1 protein-coding gene is annotated in these 1,893 nt (G+C 33.1%); it reads right to left on the bottom strand.

What is annotated here, in order from left to right:
- On the bottom strand, positions 1-1,813 hold a 1,813-nt coding region (locus ACF91D_RS30045), incomplete at its 3' end, for an AAA family ATPase (RefSeq protein ID WP_392438386.1).
- Positions 1,814-1,893: the final 80 nt, after the last annotated feature.

Here is a 1,893-nt window from a genome sequence, read left to right as displayed (position 1 = left end):
CATCCAACAATTCTCCTTCCACTTCCTCTTCAATTATATTTTTAATATTTCTTGCCCCTTGTCCTGCAGCATCTTTTTTATTAATCATCATTTCTACTGCAACAAACATAGCAATTTCAGTAGCATAGTATGGATAACTATCTTCTCCCCAAAATTGCTTTTCATTTATTGCAATATCAATACCTTTTGAGTAGAAATACTTTAATAGTTCAAAAATTTGTTTTTCAGCTATGTCTATCAGAACCGGATCGCTCAGTGTAGCAAACGGAATAATTCTGTTGAATCTTTCTAACAACTCTGGCCTGAATGCATCATGTATTAGCGCTCTTTTAATTTGAGGCTTTAACGTACGATTTCTTAATTTTATTTGTTCTGTAAGTTCATCAATATTATGATCTGGGTCAGTATTTATCTCATTCACATATTCGTTGATTTTCCCAAATATTTTCGACCCTTTATTACTTGTAGCAAAAACAATTGTATTTTTTAATGATGCAGTATAAGCATGTTCTGCTCCATCTTGACCAGAATCAAAGAAAGATACGATACCTTCATCTAATATTGGGAGCATAGAAAGTTGGACTGTCTCATGCGCTTTCTCAATTTCATCGAAAAGTACGACACAAGATGGTTCATGTCTTAAATGAGTACCAAGTAACTTTCTAAATCTTTCAGCTGACTCTGCTGTATTAAAATCAGTCATACTAATTTTAAAAAGTCGTTTTTCAGAGCCATATCCTCCTTTAGCTACAGCTTTTGCAGCTTGTGTTTTACCTACACCACTTGTTCCAGCACTTAATATCGTAGCTAAAGGCTGATCACCTTTCCTATCATCAAATGTGATACGGTTTATTATTCGGTTCATCGTATGTAAAACAAGAGGTTGTCCACGTACCTCTTGTTTTAAAACATTTTTTATCCTTACAGGGTCGAGCTTAACTTCTAAATCAACATTGTTAGTATCTTTAAATACTCTATCTAACAAATTAAAATCTAGTGGTATATTTTCATCTCTGGAATATGCATGCATAGATTCCAATATGTCAATTGAAGCGGAAGGCTCAGCTACATCAGACCTACTGTGCTTTTTATTTGCACCAACTATCGCTCTAAGAATCTCTTCATCAACATTCTCTGTATAAACTGTTTTTGTATGAGTTGCTAACCAATTTTTCAAGATATTAACAGTTAAATCCTCTTCAACTTCATTAATAACTAGATTTTTGAACCTTCTAGCTAAGGCAGAATCTGTTGCAATATAAGAATCATACTCATCTCTAGTAGTAGCAGCAATAACACCCACATAATTTCCTGCTCGAGCTAGATAGGGTTTTAATAATTCTCCACCTTCTTTTGAACCATTACCAAACGTACTAACAATATGATGCGCTTCATCTATAAACAAAACGACTCTACATTGTTCATTAAATGTTTTCAAGAAATCTTCGTATTCTTTTAGTTTAGGTAATAAAGTACTAACACGTCTTCTTAAATCTTCTCCAGAACCAAGAGCACCTATATTCAAAGTTATCAAATGTAAATCGACACCTTGTTTTGCTAATATATGTCCCCAGCTTTCAACTGTTGCAGTTTTACCAGACCCTGCTAATCCGATTAACATAGCAACTGGGTTATCTTCTCTCATTAAATACTTGTTTAATCTATCTATTTGTTCGTCCCTACCTACAATTGGCTCACGATTAATATTTAAATACTCAAGAGAATAACCAAAATATATATTCAGTTTTTGGAATGCCTTTTCTATTGAGTCATCTTTATTAAAAAGACTATCTTCAAATTCAAATTGATCCATAATATCACCTCTACTATTTTAAAGTTTGAAACTTAAGTTTTTCTTGCATGTTACCGAAGTCAGATTTGTCATAGTCTAGA

This window comes from Staphylococcus sp. 231237_7MaSpsaltlick (genome assembly GCF_043107035.1).
Note: the sequence above shows the minus strand (reverse complement) of the source record. Positions and strands in the feature narration are given on the sequence as shown.